The organism is Sphingomonas jatrophae (genome assembly GCF_900113315.1).
Lineage (GTDB): Bacteria > Pseudomonadota > Alphaproteobacteria > Sphingomonadales > Sphingomonadaceae > Sphingomonas_P > Sphingomonas_P jatrophae.
In genome coordinates this window covers 1,163,119-1,180,957 of sequence record NZ_FOZG01000002.1, presented here as the reverse complement: position 1 = coordinate 1,180,957, position 17,839 = coordinate 1,163,119, and the positions used below count along the sequence as shown (strand labels likewise).

General features: G+C 68.6%; 17 protein-coding genes and 1 riboswitch. Of the genes, 11 read left to right on the top strand and 6 right to left on the bottom strand.

Translation table 11 applies throughout. The annotated features are described in order from the left end of the window. Positions 1-25 precede the first annotated feature (25 nt). Positions 26-433 carry a GtrA family protein gene (locus BM360_RS15070; RefSeq protein WP_093315843.1) on the bottom strand — a complete coding sequence of 136 codons (408 nt, stop codon included), beginning with the start codon at positions 431-433 and terminating at the stop codon, positions 26-28. 54 nt (positions 434-487) lie between these two features. On the opposite strand from BM360_RS15070, the gene BM360_RS15065 reads away from it, so the two are divergent. Next, complete coding sequence (locus tag BM360_RS15065; protein WP_093315842.1) at positions 488-2,272, top strand: hypothetical protein; 1,785 nt, start codon at positions 488-490, stop codon at positions 2,270-2,272. A 12-nt stretch (positions 2,273-2,284) separates the two neighbouring features. Here BM360_RS15065 and BM360_RS15060 read toward each other — a convergent pair whose 3' ends face one another. Beyond that, positions 2,285-2,860: a TlpA family protein disulfide reductase gene (locus BM360_RS15060; RefSeq protein WP_341350603.1), complete on the bottom strand. Its 576-nt coding sequence runs from the start codon at positions 2,858-2,860 to the stop codon at positions 2,285-2,287. Positions 2,861-2,879: 19 nt separating this feature from the next. Here BM360_RS15060 and argH point away from each other — a divergent pair, with 19 nt between their 5' ends. Genes argH through BM360_RS15025 form a run of 7 tightly spaced genes read left to right on the top strand, consistent with a single transcriptional unit; the run spans position 2,880 to position 8,720 of the window. Next, positions 2,880-4,253, top strand: a complete 1,374-nt coding sequence (gene argH, locus BM360_RS15055) for an argininosuccinate lyase (protein WP_093315841.1) — start codon at positions 2,880-2,882, stop codon at positions 4,251-4,253. Further along, positions 4,250-4,489 carry a hypothetical protein gene (locus BM360_RS15050; protein ID WP_093315840.1) on the top strand — a complete coding sequence of 80 codons (240 nt, stop codon included), beginning with the start codon at positions 4,250-4,252 and terminating at the stop codon, positions 4,487-4,489. Before argH ends, BM360_RS15050 begins: the two co-directional genes overlap by 4 nt. 3 nt (positions 4,490-4,492) lie before the next feature. Further along, on the top strand, positions 4,493-5,791 hold the full coding sequence (lysA, locus tag BM360_RS15045) for a diaminopimelate decarboxylase (RefSeq protein WP_093315839.1): 1,299 nt from the start codon (positions 4,493-4,495) through the stop codon (positions 5,789-5,791). Positions 5,792-5,837: 46 nt separating this feature from the next. Continuing rightward, complete coding sequence (locus BM360_RS15040) at positions 5,838-6,704, top strand: UTP--glucose-1-phosphate uridylyltransferase (protein WP_093315838.1); 867 nt, start codon at positions 5,838-5,840, stop codon at positions 6,702-6,704. A gap of 54 nt (positions 6,705-6,758) precedes the next feature. Then, positions 6,759-7,502: a precorrin-2 dehydrogenase/sirohydrochlorin ferrochelatase family protein gene (locus BM360_RS15035; RefSeq protein ID WP_093315837.1), complete on the top strand. Its 744-nt coding sequence runs from the start codon at positions 6,759-6,761 to the stop codon at positions 7,500-7,502. After that, positions 7,499-8,461: a zinc transporter ZntB gene (locus BM360_RS15030; RefSeq protein WP_093315836.1), complete on the top strand. Its 963-nt coding sequence runs from the start codon at positions 7,499-7,501 to the stop codon at positions 8,459-8,461. Before BM360_RS15035 ends, BM360_RS15030 begins: the two co-directional genes overlap by 4 nt. Continuing rightward, positions 8,439-8,720, top strand: a complete 282-nt coding sequence (locus tag BM360_RS15025) for an HNH endonuclease (RefSeq protein WP_207544606.1) — start codon at positions 8,439-8,441, stop codon at positions 8,718-8,720. Before BM360_RS15030 ends, BM360_RS15025 begins: the two co-directional genes overlap by 23 nt. A gap of 3 nt (positions 8,721-8,723) precedes the next feature. Here BM360_RS15025 and ppc read toward each other — a convergent pair whose 3' ends face one another. Then, complete coding sequence (gene ppc, locus BM360_RS15020) at positions 8,724-11,396, bottom strand: phosphoenolpyruvate carboxylase (protein WP_093315834.1); 2,673 nt, start codon at positions 11,394-11,396, stop codon at positions 8,724-8,726. 109 nt (positions 11,397-11,505) lie between these two features. Here ppc and BM360_RS15015 point away from each other — a divergent pair, with 109 nt between their 5' ends. From BM360_RS15015 to thiC, 3 genes are all read left to right on the top strand, one after another. After that, positions 11,506-12,420 carry an ABC transporter ATP-binding protein gene (locus BM360_RS15015; RefSeq protein ID WP_093315833.1) on the top strand — a complete coding sequence of 305 codons (915 nt, stop codon included), beginning with the start codon at positions 11,506-11,508 and terminating at the stop codon, positions 12,418-12,420. Continuing rightward, positions 12,417-13,178 carry an ABC transporter permease gene (locus tag BM360_RS15010; protein ID WP_093315832.1) on the top strand — a complete coding sequence of 254 codons (762 nt, stop codon included), beginning with the start codon at positions 12,417-12,419 and terminating at the stop codon, positions 13,176-13,178. Before BM360_RS15015 ends, BM360_RS15010 begins: the two co-directional genes overlap by 4 nt. Before the next feature lie 209 nt (positions 13,179-13,387). After that, positions 13,388-13,497: riboswitch (TPP riboswitch) on the top strand. A gap of 27 nt (positions 13,498-13,524) precedes the next feature. Further along, positions 13,525-15,369 (top strand): phosphomethylpyrimidine synthase ThiC, encoded by a 1,845-nt coding sequence (gene thiC / locus BM360_RS15005; RefSeq protein WP_093315831.1) that lies wholly within the window; start codon positions 13,525-13,527, stop codon positions 15,367-15,369. 229 nt (positions 15,370-15,598) lie between these two features. Here the strand turns inward: thiC and rho are convergent, their stop codons facing one another. The 3 genes from rho to BM360_RS14990 all read right to left on the bottom strand — a co-directional run bounded on the left by rho (position 15,599) and on the right by BM360_RS14990 (position 17,821). Further along, a complete protein-coding gene (rho, locus tag BM360_RS15000) occupies positions 15,599-16,855 on the bottom strand; it encodes a transcription termination factor Rho (RefSeq protein WP_093315830.1) in 1,257 nt (418 codons plus the stop codon). A 103-nt stretch (positions 16,856-16,958) separates the two neighbouring features. Further along, positions 16,959-17,375: a hypothetical protein gene (locus BM360_RS14995; protein WP_093315829.1), complete on the bottom strand. Its 417-nt coding sequence runs from the start codon at positions 17,373-17,375 to the stop codon at positions 16,959-16,961. Continuing rightward, positions 17,372-17,821: a CopD family protein gene (locus BM360_RS14990; RefSeq protein ID WP_093315828.1), complete on the bottom strand. Its 450-nt coding sequence runs from the start codon at positions 17,819-17,821 to the stop codon at positions 17,372-17,374. Before BM360_RS14990 ends, BM360_RS14995 begins: the two co-directional genes overlap by 4 nt. Positions 17,822-17,839: the final 18 nt, after the last annotated feature.

The following is a 17,839-nucleotide window of genomic DNA, read 5'->3' as shown; positions in this document are numbered from 1 at the left end:
CATAAGCGGTGGATCTAGCGCCATTTCACGCAAACACCCAGTGGCGGTTGAGCGCAAACACGGCGAGCGGCGTAACACCGAGCACCAGCGGGATCGGCGCCCACGTCGGCAGGCCGAAATGCTGCACGAACAGCCACACCCACAAGGAATTGAGTGCGAAGCTGATCAGCGACACCACCATGAAGCGCCCGCCGGTGCGCGCCAGATTGTCGCGCCGGCCATGACCGCGAAAGCTCCAGCGCGAATGGACGATGTAGCCCACCGTCACCGCGCCGAGGAAACCCGCCGTCCAGGCGAGATTGGCATCGATGTGCAGCCGGTCCCGCCCGATCCAGTAGACCGCGATGTTGACGATCGAGGCCAGCCCGCCCGTCAGCGCATAGCGGACGAGCTGGCCGAACAGGGCACGATGATGGGGCCGGACGAGTTCCATGAATCAGCCTTAGCTTGCCCTTTGTTGCGGCGCGCCTAATGCGCGGCAGCGTTTATGGAAACCGCTCCCACTCCCGCCCCCGCCGATCCGCACCGCCACTGGTGGCGCTGGGCCATCGCCTTCTGGCTGGTCGGCGCAGGCGCGATGCTGTGGTATAAATGGGGCGGCATCTACTGGTTCGCGCTGTCCGACACGGACGACAATCTGCGCATTGCTGAGGTGCGCGCGTGGATTGCGGGCCAGGGCTGGTACGATCTGCGGCAATATCGCCTCGATCCGCCGACGGGCGCCAGCATCCACTGGTCACGGCTGGTGGACATCCCCATTGCCGGGCTGATCCTGCTGTTGAAGCCGATCCTCGGCGGGCCGTGGGCCGATCGCTGGGCGGTGGCGATCGCGCCGATGCTGCCGCTCTTGGTGGCGATCGTCGCGGCGATGCTGGCGGTGCGGCGGCTGGTGTCGCCCTCTGCCTATGCGCTGGCGGGCGGGCTGATCTTCTGCGGGCAGGCGGCGCTCTTGATGTTCATGCCGACGCGGATCGACCATCATGGCTGGCAGCTGGCGCTGCTGCTCGTCGCTGTCGCCGGCAATGTCGATCCCCGCGCCCGTCGCGGCGGCATCGTCGCGGGCGCGGCCTCGGCCACGTCGCTGACGATCGGGCTGGAAATGCTGCCCTATATCGCGCTGATGACCGGGGCGACCGCGCTGCGCTGGGTGTGGGATGCGCAGGAGGCGGTGCGGCTGCGCGCCTACGGGCTCGCGCTCGGCATCGGCGCCGCGATCGGCTTCGCGCTGTTCGCCTCCTACGACAATCGCGCTCTCGTCTGCGACGTGCTGTCGCCCGTCTATCTGTCGGTCTGCGTGGCGGGTGGCGGTCTGTTCGTGGGCCTGGCAGCGCTGAAGGTCGAGCGGCGCGACTGGCGGCTGGCGTTCGCCGTCACGGCGGCGGCGCTGCTGGTCATCGGCTTCGCGCTCGCCTTTCCGCAATGCCTCGGCCGGCCGGAGCGCATCTCGCCCGAACTGGAGCGGCTGTGGTTCCGCAACGTGCGCGAGGCCAAGCCGCTCTACCAGCATCCTTATACGACCAGCCTGCCGGTGATCACGCTGCCGCTGATCGGCATGATCGGCTGCCTGTGGTCGACGTGGAAGGCGTGGGGCAGCGAGCGGTTTGCCGGCTGGGCGACGACGTTGCTGGTCAGCGCCTTCTCGTGCGGACTGCTGCTGTGGCAGACGCGCGCGGGTCCCGCGGCGCAGCTGCTGGCGATTCCCGGCGCGGCCGCGCTCGGTTTCGCCATCCTGTCGCACACGCTGGAGCATCGCCGCTCGGCCGTGCGCGTGTTCGGCACGCTGGCCGGATTCCTCCTCGTCTCGGGCCTGTTCATGCCCTTCCTGCTGCGCGCACTACCCGCGCCGCCCGACAAGAAGGGCTATCGCGCACGCGTCAGCCTGGCCAACCGGCGCTGTCCGACGCTGCCGGCATTGGCGCCGATCGCCAGGCTGCCGCGCGCGACCGTGCTCACCTTCGTCGATCTCGGTCCCCGCCTGATCGCGGTGACGCACCACAATGCGATTGCCGGCCCCTATCATCGCAACGGCGCCGCCATCCTCGACATCCATCACGCCTTCCGCGGTTCGGCGGAAACAGCGCACGAGGTAATGCGGCGGCACGGCGCAACCTTGCTGCTGATCTGCCCGGGCATGAGCGAATCGACCATCTACCGCGCCCAGGCGAAGACCGGCTTCTACAGCCAGATTTCGAAGGGCCAGGTGCCAGGCTGGCTCGCCCCCGTGCCGCTGCCGAAGAACTCGCCCTACAAGCTTTGGCGGCGGGTGGATTAAGCCGGATTCGCGTCAGATCGCCCCGTCGATCAGCGCCTTGGCCGCATCGCCGTCCCAGTCCAGCGCACCATTCACCCGCCACACCTCCTTGCCGCGCGCGTCATAGAGCACGGTGGTCGGCAGATTCTCGGTCTTCAGCGCGGTCATCAGCACGTTCTGCTTGTCGAGATAGGGCTGCAGCGCGGCGAACTTCTGCTTGGCGAAGAACGGGTCCACCGCGCGTTTGCCCGCCAGATCCTGGCTGACGACGATCACGTTCATGCGCGCCTTGTCGCGCACCGCCAACCGGTCGAGCGCGGGCATCTCCGCCACGCACGGCGCGCACCATGTCGCCCACAGGTTCACCAGCAGCGGCTTGCCGCGGAAGGTGGCGAGCGTCGCCGGGCCGCCATCGGGATTGGTGAAGGGGATTGCAGGGGCGGCCTGCCCCTTGTTGCGCGTGTCCGCCGCGCCGGTGAAGGCGGGCGGCTCCGGTGCCGCGACGGGCGCCGCGGCCTGTTCTTGCGGTGCAGCAGGCTTGGGCTTATCGCACGCCGCTACGCTGAGCGCGAGGAGCAGGGCAATTTCTGAGCGGGCCGGCAAGGGCAAGGGGGCAGACTCCAACGCAATGTGGGGCGGGCGCTTCGCCGAGGGGCCGGCAGCGGTGATGCGCGAGATTAACGCATCCCTGCCCTTCGACAAGCGCCTGTGGCGGCAGGACATCGCCGGATCCAAGGCGCATGTCGCGATGCTGGCCGCCCAGGGCATCGTCTCCGCCGAGGATGGCGCCGCGATCAGCGAGGGGCTGGACCGCGTCGCCGCCGAATACGGCGAGACGCTGCCGGACGATCTCGCGCTCGAAGACATTCACATGGCGACCGAAAGTCGTCTGGCGCAACTGATCGGCACGCCCGCCGGCCGGCTGCACACCGCCCGCTCGCGCAACGATCAGGTGGCGACCGACTTCCGCCTGTGGGTGCGCGACGCGATCGACGCGGTGGATCAGGGCCTTGCCGCCTTCCAACGCGCGCTCGTCACCCGCGCGGGGGAGCATGCCGATAGCGTCATGCCCGGCTTCACCCACCTCCAGGTCGCCCAGCCGGTGACGCTCGGCCATCACCTCATGGCCTATTACGAGATGGCGTCGCGCGATCGCTCGCGCTTCAACGATGCACGCACGCGGCTGAACCGCTCCCCGCTCGGCGCGGCCGCGCTCGCGGGAACCGGCTTTCCGATCGACCGCGCGGCGACCGCCGCCGCGCTCGGCTTCGACGGGCCGACCGACAATTCGCTCGATTCGGTCAGCGACCGCGATTTCGCGCTCGATTACCTCATGGCCGCGACCCAGTGCGCGCTGCACCTGTCGCGCCTCGCCGAAGAGGTGATCCTGTGGGCCAGCCAGCCCTTCGGCTTCGTCCGCCTGTCCGATCAATGGTCGACCGGCTCGTCGATCATGCCGCAGAAGCGCAATCCCGACGCGGCCGAGCTGGTGCGCGGCCATGCCGGGCGCATCCAGGGCTGCATGGTAGCGCTCACCACCACGATGAAGGGCCTGCCGCTCGCTTATTCCAAGGACATGCAGGACGATAAGCCGCCCGTGTTCGAGGCGCACGATCTGCTCGCGCTCAGCCTCGCGGCGATGACCGGCATGGTCGAGACGCTCGATTTCCGGATCGACCGGATGCGCGCCGCCGCCGAAATGGGCTTCGCCACCGCCACCGATCTGGCCGACTGGCTGGTGCGGCAGGCCGACATTCCCTTCCGCGAGGCGCATCACATCACCGGCCGCGCGGTGAAGCTGGCCGAGGCCAAGGGCATCGCGCTCGACCGCCTGACGCTGGAGGAGATGCGGGACATCGATCCGCGCATCGACGCGCGCGTGTTCGACGTGCTGTCCGTCGATGCCTCGGTCGCGGCGCGTGCCTCGCATGGCGGCACCGCGCCGGTCCGCGTGCGCGAAGCCGTTGCGGCGGCGCGCCGCCAGCTGGGAATGGATGCATGAATCGCACACTGATCCTTGCGGCCGTCGTCCTGCTCGCCGGCTGCGGCAAGCGGGATCAGCTGCGCCCGCCGCAGGGCGCAGCGCTGCCGCCCAAGCCCGCGCTCGCCTCCACCACGCCCACGCCCGAGCAGTTGCTGACCCCGGTGACGGAGGCACGGCCCGAGCGGCAGGACGAGCTGCTGCGCAAGTCGCAACAGCGTCAGGACGACCCCTTCGATCTTCCCCCGCCGGGCTGAACCATGGACCATTTCGAGATTAAGGGCGGTGCGATGCACGCTGAGGGCGTGCCGCTGACCGACATCGCCGACAGCGTCGGCACACCCGTCTACGTCTATTCCAGCGCCACGATCGAACGGCATGCCCGCGTGTTCCGCGAGGCGCTGAGCGGGCTCGATCTCGGCCATGGCGAGCCGCTGATCGCCTTCGCGGTCAAGTCCAACCCCAATGCCGCGGTGCTGGCGACACTCGCCCGCGAGGGGCTGGGGGCGGACGTGGTATCGGGCGGCGAGCTGCTGCGCGCGCTGGCGGCGGGTGTGCCGGCGGACAAGATCGTCTTCTCCGGCGTCGGCAAGACCGAGGAGGAGATGGCGCTCGCGCTTGAGCGCGGCATCGGCCAGTTCAATCTCGAATCAGAACCGGAGGCGGAAACGCTGTCCGCCGTCGCCACGCGGCTGGGGCTATCCGCGCGCGTCGCCTTCCGCATCAATCCGGATGTGGATGCGGGCACGCACGCCAAGATCTCGACCGGCAAGGCCGACAACAAGTTCGGCATCGCCTATGACGGCGCGGTTGCCGCTTATGCGCGCGCCGCCGCGCTGCCCGGCCTCGACGTGGCAGGCGTCGCCGTCCACATCGGCAGCCAGCTGACCGATCTGAACCCGCTCGCTGCCGCCTTCGCGCGGATCGGCGTGCTGATTGCGGCGCTCCGGGCCGAGGGGCACGACATCCGCACCGCCGATCTCGGCGGCGGGCTCGGCGTCCCCTACGATCCCGCTTTGCCCGCCCCGCCCTCGCCCGCTGATTATGGCGCGATGGTGCAGCGTGCCACGCAAGGGTGGGACGTGCGGCTGATCTTCGAGCCCGGGCGGCTGATCGTCGGCAATGCCGGCGTGCTCCTCTCCCGCGTGATCCGGATCAAGCCGGGCGCGACGCACCCGTTCGTCATCGTCGATGCGGCGATGAACGATCTGCTCCGCCCCAGCCTCTACGATGCCTGGCACGACATCCGCGCGGTGACGCCGACGGGCGAGCGCTTCGTCGCGCACGTCGTCGGGCCGGTGTGCGAGAGCGGGGATACCTTCGCCACGAACCGAGACATCGAAGCGGTAACGGACGGAGATCTCGTCGCGTTCATGACCGCCGGCGCTTATGCCGCCACCATGGCGAGCACCTACAATTCACGCGCCCTGACGCCCGAGGTGATGGTGTCCGGCTCGGATTGGGCGATTGTGCGCCCGCGCATAGCGCTGGAAGCGTTGATCGCGGCAGACCGGATGCCGCCATGGCTTTCGTCGGGAACAAACACGATCGGCGGATAAGCCGACGCAAGCACGCCCGGTCGCGATAGATATAAGGGGAACGAGAGTGACGCCCATTCGCAAGGCCGTATTCCCGGTCGCCGGGTTCGGCACGCGCTTCCTGCCCGCCACCAAGGCGGTGCCGAAGGAGTTGCTGCCCGTCGTCGATCAGCCGCTGATCCAATATGCGGTGGACGAGGCACTGGCCGCGGGGATCGAGCAGCTGATCTTCGTTACCGGCCGCGGCAAGGGCGCGATCGAGGATTATTTCGACTACGCCTTCGAGATCGAGACCGATCTGGCGGCCAAGAACAAGACCGCGCTGATCGAGCGGCTGGAGACGACGCGGCTGAAGCCTGGTCAGGCCGCCTTCGTCCGCCAGCAGCAGATGGCCGGCCTCGGCCATGCGGTGTGGTGTGCCAAGGCGCTGATCGGCAACGAGCCGTTCGCCGTGCTGCTGCCCGACGAGCTGTTGTGGAATCCCGCGGCGCCCTGCCTCGTCCAGATGCAGGAAAGCTATGCGGCGCACGGCGGCAACGTCATCGCCGTCATGGAGGTGCCCGACGCGCACTGCCACCGCTACGGCATCGTCGCGCCGGGTGCGTCGGCCGGCAACACCACCGAGGTGAAGGGCTTCGTCGAGAAGCCGGCGGCCGGCACCGCCCCGTCGCGGCTGGCCGCGATCGGCCGCTATATCCTCCAGCCCGAGGTGCTCGAGGTGCTGGATGCCGGCAAGCGCGGTGCCGGCGGCGAGATCCAGCTCACCGACGCGATGGCGGAGACGATCGGCCGCGTGCCCTTCCACGCCACCACCTATCAGGGCGTGCGGCATGACTGCGGCGAGATGGCGGGCTTCGTCCTCGCCAACATGGCGCTGGCGCTGGAACGCCCCGACATCGCCGCGGATCTGCGCGAGAAGCTGAAGGCGCTGTAGGCAGCCACCGTCACGCTGAAACAAGTTCGGCATGACGGGGGTAGAGGGGGGTAGATGCACAGCCTGCCCGTCTTCCTCCGCCTGTCCGGCCGCCCCGTCATCCTCGTCGGCACCGGCCCCGCCGCCGACGCCAAGCGCCGCCTGCTGGAGCGCGCGGGTGCGCGGATCGTCGCCGAGACCGCCTCCGCCGCGCTCGCCATCGTCGTCGATGACGACGCCGCTGTCGCCCGGCTGAAGGTGCGCGGCGTGCTGGTCAACGCGGTCGATCGCCCGGCGCTGTGCGATTTCACCCTCCCCGCCATCGTCGACCGCGATCCGCTGCTGATCGCCATCGGCACCGGCGGCGCCTCTGCCGGCCTCGCCAAGGCGGTGCGCCAGCGGATCGAGGCGCTGCTGCCCGCGGGCGTCGGCGGGCTTGCGGCACGGCTCGGCGCACTCAAGGTGGCTTTGCGCACGCGCTTTCCCGATCCTGACGCCCGCCGCCGCGCGCTCGATGCGGCGATGGCGGAGGGCGGGCCGCTCGATCCGTTCGGCGACACCACCGATCCGAATAGCTGGCTGGCGCAGGCGGGCGAGACGGCGCCGGCACGACTCGTCGCCATCCCCCTCCGCTCTCCCGATCCAGACGATCTCACGCTGCGCGCCGCGCGCCTGCTCGGCCACGCCGACCGCATCTACCACCCCGCCAACCTCGCTCCCGACATTCTCACACGCGCGCGCGCCGATGCCGAGCGTATCGTCGGCGATCCGCCCCCCCTTCCCTTGCCCGGCCTCTCGCTCCATCTGGTGATCGCATGAACCGCTGGGCGCTCCGCCTCACCACCGACGGCAAGGTCGACTCGGTCGATGCCGAGGCGGCGTGCCGTCTGAACGGCGAGGCGCCGTTCGTCTGGATTCATCTCGACGGGCGCGCCGCCGAAACGCGCGCCTGGCTGGAGCAGCATGGCCGCCTCCCCACCGGCGTGCTGCCCGCTCTGCTCGCGGTGGAGACGCGGCCGCGCACCGAGCCGCTCGGCGACGGCGCGCTGATCAACCTGCGCGGCCTGGGCGGCACGCCCGACGACGATCCCGATCCGCTCGTCTCCATCCGCATCTGGGCGGAGGCGGGGCGCGTCATCTCCGTCTCCTTCCGCAGCCTCGCCGCGCTGCCCGAGACGAAGGGCAAGATGGAGGCGGGGCAGATCCGCGATCCGGGCGATCTCGTCACCGCCATCGCGCGGCTGATCACCGAGGCGCTCGATCCCGAGATTGCGGCGCTCGGCGACGTGCTGGACGAGTGCGAGGTGGATCTCGATCCCAGCCGCGCCTTTGCCATGCGACGGCGCATCGCCGAGGTCCGCTCCGATGCGATCGGCTATCGCCGCTTCGTCGTGCCCGAGCGGGGCGCGCTGGAGCGGCTGGCGACGCTGGACGTGGGCTGGCTGGACGACGATGATCGCTTCCACCTGCGCGAGGCGGCCGACCGTTTCGCCCGGATGGGCGAGGAGCTGGAAGCGGTGCGGGAACGCGCGGCGCTGATGCACGAGCAACTGACCGACCTGCGGGCCGAGCAGCTGGAGACGCGCACGCTGGTTCTCTCCATCGTCGCGCTCGTCTTCCTCCCCCTCACCTTCCTCACCGGCCTGCTCGGCATGAACGTGGACGGCATTCCGTTCGCGCATGAGCCGTGGGCATTCAGCGGCGTCGTCGGCCTCTGTGCCGTGATCGCTGGCGGGATCGGGATCTTCTTCTGGCGTGCCCGCTGGTCCGGTAGCTGAGGTCTGCGCGCTCTGCGCCCGGCCGCTCGGCACCAAAGTCGAGTGGCATCACGTCGTGCCCAAGAGCCGCGGCGGACGCGTCACCGTGCCGCTCCACCCCATCTGCCACCGCGCCATCCACCAGGCGGCCGACAACAAGACGCTGGCCAAGCTCGCCTCGCTGGACGGCGTACGGCTGCTGCCCGAAATGCAGCCCTTCCTCCGCTGGATCGCGAACAAGCCGCCCGACTTTCACGCGCCGACGCGGGGCAAAAGGTGAGCCTCAGCCGCTGTTGCGCAGCGCCGTCGCGATCGCGTTGAGCGAAAGCTGGATGCCCTCTTTCACCCGGTCGTCCGTCTCGCCCGCACGGTGGCGCTTGAGCAGCTCGATCTGGAGCAGGTTGAGCGGCTCGATATAAGGCAGGCGCAGGCGGATCGACGCATCGAGCGCGGGCGATTTTGCCAGCAGATGCGGCTGGCGCGTGATCGAGAGCAGGCCGTCCACCGTCTCCTGCCAGCCGCCCTTGATCCGCCCGAACACCGTCTCCGCCAGCGCCCGATCCTCGACCAGCGCGGCATAACGCTCGGCGATCGCCATGTCCGATTTCGCCAGCACCATCTCCAGGTTCGCCAATGTCGACTGGAAGAAGGGCCATGCCTCCGCCATCTCGCGCAGCAGCGCCTGATCGCCAAAACCCCGCAGCGCCGCGCCGACACCATACCAGCCCGGCAGCATCGCCCGCGCCTGCGCCCAGCTGAACACCCAAGGGATTGCGCGCAGATCCTCGATCCGGTCTGACTTGGTCCGGCTGGCCGGGCGCGAGCCGATCTTAAGGTCGGCAATCTCGGCGATCGGCGTCATCTGTCGGAAGAAGGTCTTGAACCCCTCCGTTTCGTAGACGAGCCCGCGGAAGGATTTGAACGCCGCCTCGGACAGTGCGTCCATCGCTGCGCCGAACCGCGCACGATCCGCCTCTGAGAGCGCCGGCGGCTCCAGCGAGGCGAGCAGGGTGGCCGATGCCATCGCCTCCAGGTTCGCTGCCGCCGCGTCGCGCGTGCCGTATTTCGCCGCGATCACCTCGCCCTGTTCGGTGATGCGGATGCGCGCCTGCACCGTGCCCGGCGGCTGCGCCCGGATCGCCGCAAAGGACGAGCCCCCTCCCCGCCCGACCGCGCCACCGCGGCCGTGGAACAGCTGCATCCGCGCGCCCGCCGCGTCGAACACCGGCAGCAGCGCCAGCGCCGCGCGGTGCAGGCTCCACACCGATGTCAGATAGCCGCCATCCTTGTTCGAGTCGGAATAGCCGACCATCACCTCCTGATGCCCGCGTGCGGCGGTGACGGCGGCCACCTCGGGCAGCGCGAACCAGTCCGCCATGATCTGCGGCGCGCGCTGAAGATCGGCGATCGTCTCGAACAGCGGCGCGACCATGACGTGCGCGGTCGGCGGGTCGCCCGGCAGATAGAGCCCCGCTTCCTTCAGCAGCAGGTTGACCTCCAGCATGTCCGACACGCTGTCCGCCTTGGAGATCAGATAGGTGGTGATCGCCGCGCGGCCGTAGCGCGCATGCGCATCGGCCGCGGCGCGCACGATGGCGAGCTCCTTGGCCGTCTCCTCCGACAAGGCCGCAAACGGGCTCGCCAGCAGCCGCGGCGACGCGAGTTCGCGGCGCAGCAGCGCGACGCGCGCTGCCTCATCCAGCGCGAGATATTCCGCCTCCACGCCCGCCGCCTTGAGCAGCTCGGCGACGACGCGCTCGTGCACGTCACTATTCTGCCGGAGGTCCAGCGTGGCGAGGTGGAAGCCGAACGTATCCACCGCGCGGATCAGCGCCGCCACCGCCCCGCCCGACGCCATCGCCCCGTCGCCCTCGCGCTTCAGCGCATAGCCGATCTCGACCAGGTCGGCGCGGAAGGCGGCGGCATCTGGGTAAGGCTCCGCCGGAATCGTCGCGGGCCGCGGCGGCGGGCTGCCGGTCATTGCCTCGTGCGTCGCCGCCAGCCGCGCGTAGAGGCCGGAGATCGCCCGGCGGAACGGTTCGTCCCGCCGCGCCTCGCTGTCGTCATGACTGAGCGCGGCCAAGGCTTCCAGCTCGGGCGTGACGGGTGCGAGCTCGCTGGAGATGGACAGTTCCGCGCCCAGCTCGTGCAGCCGCTCCAGATAGAAGCCGAGCACCGTCTCCGCCTGCCGCGCCAGCGCATAGCGCAGCGTCTCGGCATCCACGTTGGGATTGCCGTCGCGGTCGCCGCCGATCCAGTTGCCGAGTCTGAGGAAACTCGCCGGCCGCCGCCCGAGCACGCGCTTCCAACGGGCATAGAGCGCCGGCAGCACGGGCAGGAACGTCTCGCCCATCACGCTGACCGCGCTGTCGATCTCGTCCTGCACGCGGATCCGCTCGCGCCGCAACGGGCGCGTCTGCCACAGCAAGGCGATCTGGCGGCGGATGGCATCCTCGATCAGCTCGCCCGCCGCGCTCTCCTCGAAGCCGCGATCCTTGCGCCGCATCAGCGCCGCAATCTGGTTGCGGTGATCGATCATGCTCTTGCGCCGCACCTCGGTCGGGTGCGCGGTCAGCACGGGGGCGACGAGCGCGCCGTCGAGCAGCGCCAGTATCGCCTCGCGGTCGATCCCCTCCTTCTCCAGCCGCGCGATGGCGGAGGCGACGTCCGCCCCCGGCTCCGCCGCCACGCCCTGCCGGTCCTCGGCAAGGTTGGCGAGCATCGAGAACAGCATGAAACCGCGCGTGAAGGCCAAAGTCTCGTCGAGGCTGAGCGCATCCAGCCCCGGATCGATCGCATCCGCCGCGGCGATGCCACGCGCCCGATCCACCGACGTGGAGCGGATATATTCGGTGCGCCGATAGAGCGCGTCGCCGCCATAGGCGCGGATCACCTCGCCCAGCAGGCGGCCGAGATAGCGGATGTCGGGATTCTGCGCGATCGGGGCGGTGGCCATGGCGGGATGCTGCGTTGCGGCGGGATGAGGCGACAATCGCGGGCGCGGCTCTTGTGTTCCGCAGGGGCGGGCTCGATATCCCGGCGCATGCAGTACAGGGCGCGCCGTTGTGGATGATATCCTGACCCTCAGCGGCGTCGAGAAACGCTACGCCTCCGGCCATGTCGCGCTGCACGGCGTCGATCTGGCGATCCGGCGGGGCGAGATCTTTGCGCTGCTCGGCCCCAACGGTGCGGGCAAGACGACGCTCATCTCGATCGTCTGCGGCATCGTCACGCCGAGCGGCGGCACCATCACGGTCGATGGCCACGATGCCCAGCGGGACTATCGCGCGGCACGGGCCAAGATCGGGCTGGTGCCGCAGGAACTCGCCACCGACATGTTCGAGCGCGTGTGGGATACGGTGCGGTTCAGCCGCGGCCTGTTCGGCTGCCCGCCCGACGACGCGCATCTCGAACGCGTGCTGCGGGACCTTGCCTTGTGGGACAAGCGCGGCAGCCGCCTGGCCGAGCTGTCGGGCGGCATGAAGCGCCGCGTGCTGATCGCGAAGGCGCTCAGCCACGAGCCGCGCATCCTGTTCCTCGACGAGCCGACGGCGGGCGTCGACGTGGGCCTCAGGCGGGACATGTGGGCGCTGGTCCGCCGCCTGCGCGATCAGGGCGTCACCATCATCCTGACGACTCACTATATCGAAGAGGCCGAGGAGATGGCCGACCGCATCGGCATCATCACCGGCGGCCGCATCAAGCTGGTGGAGGAAAAGGCCAAGCTGCTCGCCACGCTCGGCCGCACCGAGCTGCACCTCGATCTGGCCGAACCGCTGGCGGCGGTGCCCGCCGGCCTCGCCGACGCGACCCTGTCCGACGAAGGGCGGCGGCTCAGCTACGTCCAGCGCGAGGGGTCGATGCCCATCCCGCAGGTGCTGCGGATCGTCGAGGGCGCGGGCGTGACCTATACGGGAATCGAGACGCGCCGATCGAGCCTCGAGGACATCTTCGTCGACCTGATCGGAGAGAAAGCGTGAACCTCCACGGCGTCGCCGCCATCTACAAGTTCGAGATGGCGCGCACCTTCCGCACGCTGGCGCAGAGTCTCGCCACGCCGGTCATCTCCACCTCGCTCTATTTCATCGTCTTTGGCGCCGCCATCGGCTCGCGCCTGCCGCCGATCGAGGGTGTGCCCTATGGCGCGTTCATCGTGCCGGGTCTCGTCCTGCTGTCGATCCTGATGGAGAGCGTCAGCAACGCCTCCTTCGGCATCTACCTGCCGAAGTTCGCCGGCACGATCGGCGAGATCCTGTCCGCCCCGCTCTCCGCCTTCGAGCTGGTGCTCGGCTATATCGGCGCGGCGGTGACGAAATCGCTGATGGTCGCGGCGGTGACGCTGGTGGTCGCGCGCCTGTTCGTGCCCTACCACATCGATCATCCGGTGATCGCGCTCGCCTTCCTGCTGATGATCGCGGTCAGCTTCTGCCTGTTCGGCTTCCTCGTCGGGCTCGTCGCCAAAAGCTTCGATCAGCTGCAGACGGTGCCGCTGCTGATCCTCTCGCCGCTCGGCTTCCTCGGCGGCAGCTTCTACACGATCGACATGCTGCCCGAGCCCTGGGCGACGATCGCGATGGCGAACCCGATCGTCTATCTCGTCAGCGCCTTCCGCTGGAGCTTCTACGGCATCTCCGATGTCAGCGTCGGCGTAAGCCTCGCCGCGACCGCCGGCTTCCTCGCACTCTGCTCGTCTATCCTCGCTTGGGTGTTCAAGACGGGGTGGCGGCTAAAAGCTTGAGTCACGCAGAGGCGCAGAGGCGCGGAGAGAAAAAGGATTGCGCCTGCGGCGCGGGTGCGTCGCCGCGCGCAGCGCCACAATTCTCGACGCGGGACCAAATTCTTCCGTCCTTCTTCTCCGCGCCTCTGCGCCTCTGCGTGAGTCGTCACTCGCCCCCCACGCAACCGATCCCGCCAAGGTTGACGCGGCCCACCACGGCCCTATCCTGTCCGCCATCCCCGGGGGGCCGCTATTTCGCGGCTGAGAGGCAAGGCAGACCTTGCGACCCGTCGAACCTGATCCGGTTAGCGCCGGCGTAGGGAGGGAAGGCGGCGCCCCCGCTCTCCTTCTCATGATGGAGAGTGATATGGCCGACATACCTGCCCGCACCGAACTCAAGGTCACCACCGGCCCGATCCGCGGCAGCCGCAAGATCCATGTCGGCCCGCTGAACGTGGCGATGCGCGCGATCGATCTCGAGCCTTCGTCGGGCGAACCGCCGCTCAACGTCTACGACACGTCCGGGCCGTACAGCGATCCCGCCGCCCGCATCGACATCATGGCCGGCCTGCCCGAACTCCGCCGCGAGTGGATCCGCGGCCGCGGCGATGTCGAGGAAGTGGCGCAGCGCGAGGTGCGGCCGGAGGATAACGGCCAGCTCGGCCCCGATCGCTCGGGCGGCGTGCCAACCTTCCCGCAGGTGCGCGGCCGCGTGCTACGCGCCAAGCCCGGCGCCAACGTCAGCCAGATGCATTATGCCCGTCGCAGCATCATCACGCCTGAAATGGAATATGTCGCGACTCGCGAGAATCTGGGGCGCGAGCGACTGCGGGAGTATGTCCGCGATGGGCAGGATTTCGGCGCCGCCATTCCCGATTTCGTGACGCCCGAATTCGTCCGCGACGAGGTGGCGCGCGGCCGCGCGATCATCCCGTCCAACATCAACCATCCTGAATCCGAGCCGATGGCGATCGGCCGCAACTTCCTCGTCAAGATCAACGCCAATATCGGCAACTCCGCCGTCGCCTCCGACGTGGCGAGCGAGGTGGACAAGATGGTGTGGTCGATCCGCTGGGGCGCCGACACGGTGATGGACCTGTCCACCGGCCGTAATATCCACGACACGCGCGAATGGATCATCCGCAACTCGCCCGTGCCGATCGGCACCGTGCCGATCTACCAGGCGCTGGAAAAGGTCGGCGGCATCGCCGAGGACCTGACGTGGGAGATCTTCCGCGACACGCTGATCGAGCAGGCCGAGCAGGGGGTGGATTACTTCACCATCCACGCGGGCGTGCGGCTGCCCTACATCCCGATGACCGCCAAGCGCGTTACCGGCATCGTCAGCCGCGGCGGCTCGATCATGGCGAAATGGTGCCTCGCCCATCACAAGGAGTCGTTCCTCTACGAGCGGTTCGACGAGATCACCGAGATCATGAAGGCCTATGACATCGCCTATTCGCTGGGTGACGGCCTCCGCCCCGGCTCGATCGCCGATGCCAATGACGAGGCGCAGTTCAGCGAGCTGCATACGCTGGGCGAGCTGACCAAGCGCGCCTGGGAGCAGGACGTGCAGGTGATGATCGAGGGCCCCGGCCACGTGCCGATGCACAAGATCAAGGCCAACATGGACAAGCAGCTGGAGGCGTGCGGCGAAGCGCCCTTCTATACGCTCGGGCCGCTCACCACCGACATCGCGCCCGGCTACGATCACATCACCAGCGGCATCGGCGCGGCGATGATCGGCTGGTTCGGCACGGCCATGCTCTGCTACGTCACGCCCAAGGAGCATCTGGGGCTCCCCGACCGCGACGACGTGAAGGTCGGCGTCGTCACCTACAAGCTCGCCGCGCACGCCGCGGATCTCGCCAAGGGGCACCCGGCGGCCAAGATGCGCGACGATGCGGTCAGCCGCGCGCGCTACGAATTCCGCTGGCGAGACCAGTTCAACCTGTCGCTCGATCCCGAGACGGCGGAATCGTACCACGACCAGACGCTGCCGGCCGAGGGCGCCAAGACGGCGCATTTCTGCTCGATGTGCGGGCCGAAATTCTGCTCGATGAAGATCACCGCCGAGGTGCGTGAGTTCGCGGCCAAGCAGAACGCGCCGGTGGAGAGCTTCGTCGCCGCGGAGGATGCCGAGGCGGGCATGGCGAAGATGAGCGAGACGTTCCGCGAGAAGGGCGGCGAGATCTACCTGCCGGCGGAGTGAGGGCGGGGGCGGCGTGGCCGCCCCACGATCGTCATGCTGAACTCGTTTCAGCATCCACCGGCCGGTTGCGCCTGATGCCGCTCAGCCAAGCGCATCGGTGGATCCTGAAACAAGTTCAGGATGACGGCAAGAAGTGGCGCGGCAAAGCCCGCGCGTCGGTCCTGCGCCACGGCGCAGGCCGGCCGGACCGGTGCGAGTCCCGCCGCGGCACGCGGCGGGCCGCATCCGGTCAGGAATTCATGCTGTCGAAGAAGTCCTCGTTGGTCTTCGAATTCTTCATCTTGTCGAGCAGGAACTCCATCGCGTCGATGGTGCCCATCTGCATGAGGATGCGGCGCAACACCCACATCTTGCTGAGGATGGTCTTGTCGACCAGCAGCTCCTCCTTGCGGGTGCCCGACTTGCCGACATCCAGCGCCGGGAAGATGCGCTTGTCCGCCACCTTGCGGTCGAGCACGATCTCGGAGTTGCCGGTGCCCTTGAACTCCTCGAAGATCACCTCGTCCATGCGGCTGCCCGTATCGATCAGTGCGGTGGCGATGATCGAGAGCGAGCCGCCCTCCTCGATGTTGCGCGCCGCACCGAAGAAGCGCTTCGGCCGCTGCAGCGCATTGGCATCAACACCGCCCGTCAGCACCTTGCCGGACGACGGCACGACCGTGTTGTAGGCGCGGCCGAGGCGGGTGATCGAATCAAGCAGGATCACCACGTCCTTCTTGTGCTCGACGAGGCGCTTGGCCTTCTCGATCACCATCTCCGCCACCTGCACGTGGCGTGTCGCCGGCTCGTCGAAGGTGGAGGAGACGACCTCGCCCTTCACCGAGCGCTGCATGTCGGTGACTTCCTCGGGCCGCTCGTCGATCAGCAGCACGATCAGGAACACCTCGGGATGGTTGTCGGTGATCGCCCGCGCCATGTTCTGGAGCATCACCGTCTTGCCGACGCGCGGCGGCGCAACGATCAGCGTGCGCTGGCCCTTGCCCTGGGGCGAGACGATGTCGATCACCCGCGCCGACTTGTCCTTCACCGTCGGATCGGCGGGATCGAGCGTCAGCTTCCGCTCGGGATAGAGCGGGGTGAGATTGTCGAAGTTGACGCGGTGGCGCACCGCATCGGGATCGTCGAAATTGACCGCGATCAGCTTGGTCAGCGCGAAATAACGCTCGCCATCCTTGGGCGCGCGGATCTCACCCTCCACCGTGTCACCGGTGCGGATGCCATATTTGCGGACCTGGTTAGGCGAGACGTAGATATCGTCCGGCCCCGCCAGATAATTCGCCTCCGGGCTGCGCAGGAAGCCGAAGCCGTCGGGCAGCACCTCGATCGTGCCGAGGCCCATGATCTGCTCGCCCTGCTCCGCCTGCTCCTTCAGGATGGCGAACAGCAGGTCCTGCTTGCGCAGGGTGGACGCACCCTCGACGCCGAGCTCCTCGGCCATCGAGACGAGCTCTGCGGGGGTTTTCTTCTTGAGGTCTTTCAGGTGCATCTGGGAGTCCTGCGGGGGAAGGGTATGGCAGGCGGCGCGGCGATATCGGGAATGTCGCTGGCAGAAGAGCCCCACACGGACGGGGGGCTGCTTGGCGCCGCGGTTAGGGCCGGGTACGATCCAAGTCAAGCGGCCGCTGCCACATCTGGCCGACGAAGGCGATCGCCGCCGACACGAGCGACACCAGCACGACGATGCGGCTGACGCCGGCGAACATACCGTGCCCCAGCCAGGCCAGGTAGGCGCCGAGCGCCGGCAGCATGAGCAGCAGGGTGCAGGGCAGCGGCAGGCGGGCGATCGGCCGCGGCACCACGATCGCCAGCAGCGATGCGACGCCCAGCAGCGGCAGCCCCAGCAAGGCCGCAAAGATGGCGGTGAGCGACGTGACGAGCCCCAGCGCCTCCGAACTGCCCCCCTGAAGCGCGGAGAAGACAAACAGAGCGGGCGCGGCCAGCACCCCGGCCAGGTAGGCGAGCAATATCCTGATCAGCAGCGCGCGGACCAGCGCGCCGCGCGTCACAGCGGCTTGACGATCACCAGCACGACGATGATCGCCGTCGCGATCCCCGGCACCTCGTTCATCAGCCGCAACGCCTTGCCCGATACCGGGCGAACGCCGCGCGCCAGCTTCTTGCCGTAGCCCACCATGTAGCCGTGATAGGCCGACAGGCCGAGCACCAGCAGCAGCTTGGCATGCAGCCAGCCCGCCTGCCACCAGCTGCCCGACGATGCGAGCACCAGCCCCGCCACCCAGACGAGGATCATGGCGGGCGTCAGGATGATCCGCCGGAGCTTCGCCTCGCGGTCGATCCAGCGGCGCTCCTCCTCGGAGCCGGGCGGGCTTTCCTGATGGTAGATGTAATAGCGCGGCAGCAGGAACAGCCCCGCAATCCAGAAGATCACGAAGATGACGTGCGCGGCCTTGATCCAGAGATAGGTCAAGCTGAGCGCCGTCCAGAGATCCATGCGGTCAGGCCCACCGGC

Bases quoted from the DNA above. Each gene is read 5' to 3' on its own strand.
- BM360_RS15070 (WP_093315843.1), bottom strand. From the start codon at position 433: ATGGAACTCGTCCGGCCCCATCATCGTGCCCTGTTCGGCCAGCTCGTC.
- ppc (WP_093315834.1), bottom strand. From the start codon at position 11,396: ATGGCCACCGCCCCGATCGCGCAGAATCCCGACATCCGCTATCTCGGC.
- BM360_RS15065 (WP_093315842.1), top strand. From the start codon at position 488: ATGGAAACCGCTCCCACTCCCGCCCCCGCCGATCCGCACCGCCACTGG.
- lysA (WP_093315839.1), top strand. From the start codon at position 4,493: ATGGACCATTTCGAGATTAAGGGCGGTGCGATGCACGCTGAGGGCGTG.
- rho (WP_093315830.1), bottom strand. From the start codon at position 16,855: ATGCACCTGAAAGACCTCAAGAAGAAAACCCCCGCAGAGCTCGTCTCG.
- BM360_RS15050 (WP_093315840.1), top strand. From the start codon at position 4,250: ATGAATCGCACACTGATCCTTGCGGCCGTCGTCCTGCTCGCCGGCTGC.
- argH (WP_093315841.1), top strand. From the start codon at position 2,880: ATGTGGGGCGGGCGCTTCGCCGAGGGGCCGGCAGCGGTGATGCGCGAG.
- BM360_RS15030 (WP_093315836.1), top strand. From the start codon at position 7,499: ATGAACCGCTGGGCGCTCCGCCTCACCACCGACGGCAAGGTCGACTCG.
- BM360_RS14990 (WP_093315828.1), bottom strand. From the start codon at position 17,821: ATGGATCTCTGGACGGCGCTCAGCTTGACCTATCTCTGGATCAAGGCC.
- BM360_RS15035 (WP_093315837.1), top strand. From the start codon at position 6,759: ATGCACAGCCTGCCCGTCTTCCTCCGCCTGTCCGGCCGCCCCGTCATC.
- thiC (WP_093315831.1), top strand. From the start codon at position 13,525: ATGGCCGACATACCTGCCCGCACCGAACTCAAGGTCACCACCGGCCCG.